Annotated in this window: 2 protein-coding genes; one reads left to right on the forward strand and one right to left on the reverse strand. The window is 62.6% G+C overall.

Translation table 11 applies throughout. The features are described 5' to 3' along the window. The coding region (locus GHO25_RS25585) for a gamma-glutamyltransferase family protein (RefSeq protein ID WP_153393355.1) at window positions 1-1,200 on the forward strand (1,200 nt) is incomplete at its 5' end. Between the two features lie 50 nt (window positions 1,201-1,250). On the opposite strand, the gene GHO25_RS25590 is transcribed toward GHO25_RS25585, so the two are convergent. Next, window positions 1,251-1,388, reverse strand: a complete 138-nt coding sequence (locus tag GHO25_RS25590; RefSeq protein ID WP_256677338.1) for a cupin domain-containing protein — start codon at window positions 1,386-1,388, stop codon at window positions 1,251-1,253. Window positions 1,389-1,391: the final 3 nt, after the last annotated feature.

Raw genomic sequence — 1,391 nt, forward strand, 5'->3', positions numbered from 1 at the left:
CTGGAAGATGCGATTTTCTACGCCCGCCATGGCGTCCCGGTGACCGCCAGTCAGCACCGCAGCACCCTCGCCAAGGCGGGCGAGCTGCGCGATGTATCGGGGTTTGCCGAGACTTTTCTACACGCAGGTCAAGTGCCCGAGATCGGCAGCCTGTTCCGGCAACCGCGCCTGGCGGCGACCTTCGATCAACTGGCACACGCCGGGCTGGCCGACTTTTACCGTGGCGACCTGGCGCAGCAGATGTCGGCAGCGCTTCAGGCCGCAGGCAGTCCGCTGCGCCGAGCCGACTTCCAGCAACATCAAGCCATCGAGTGCCGTCCGCTGATGCTGGAGCACAGCCTGGGGCGGGTCTACAACATGCCGCCGCCCACCCAGGGGCTGGTGTCTCTATTGATTCTCGGGCTGATGGACCGCGTCACCGGTAGCACGTCCGACCCGTTCGGGCCTGACTACGTGCATGCCGCTGTCGAGGCGACCAAACAGGCGTTCAAGGTGCGTGACGCGCACATCACCGACCCCTTGCACATGCAGGTCGACCCGGCGAGCTTTTTACAGCGCCCTGTTTTGGATGATCTGGCCCGGCGCATCAACCCGCATCAGGCGGCGGCATGGGGCGCTGGCAAGGGCCCCGCCGACACCGTGTGGATGGGCGTGATTGATCAGCACGGCAACGCCGTCTCCATGATCCAGAGCATTTATCACGAGTTCGGTTCGGGAATTGTCTTGGCGGACAGCGGCGTCAATTGGCAAAACCGTGGGGCGTCGTTCTCTCTTGATCCGGCTCACATCAATTGCCTGAAACCGGGCAAGAAGCCCTTCCATACCCTCAACCCGGCCTTGGCTCACCTTAACGATGGCCGCGTGATGGTGTACGGCAGCATGGGCGGTGACGGCCAACCGCAAAACCAGTGCGCCGTGTTTACCCGCGCCGTGGTGCATGGGCTCAACCCCCAGGCGGCAGTCAGTGCGCCGCGCTGGTTGCTGGGGCGAACCTGGGGGCAGTCATCCGACACGTTAAAGCTGGAAAACCGTTTCGCTGCGGACACGTTGCAACGCTTGCGCGAAATGGGCCACGAGATCGAACTGCTCGAAGACTTCGATGAAACCTGCGGGCATGCCGGGTGCGCGTTCAGATCCACCGATGGCAGCGTTGAAGGTGGAGCAGACCCGAGGTCTGACGGCGCAGTAGCGACTTTTTAGCACGCCACCACGCAAAAGGGGCAGCCACGACGGCTGCCCCTGTTTAGAGATTAGAAGGTGGGCGGTGAGACGGCGCTGACAACAATGCACACTTCATCAAACGGATTGCGCATGCGGTGCGGCAAACGGCTGTCAAAGTAGTAGGCATCCCCCGGCGACAGCACGCGGATCTCATCACCCACGGTCATTTC

It is taken from the genome of Pseudomonas sp. FSL R10-1350 (assembly GCF_009600525.1).
Lineage (GTDB): Bacteria > Pseudomonadota > Gammaproteobacteria > Pseudomonadales > Pseudomonadaceae > Aquipseudomonas > Aquipseudomonas helleri.

Excerpts from the sequence above, each read along its gene's own strand:
- GHO25_RS25590 (WP_256677338.1), bottom strand. The coding sequence starts at position 1,388 with ATGACCGTGGGTGATGAGATCCGCGTGCTGTCGCCGGGGGATGCCTAC.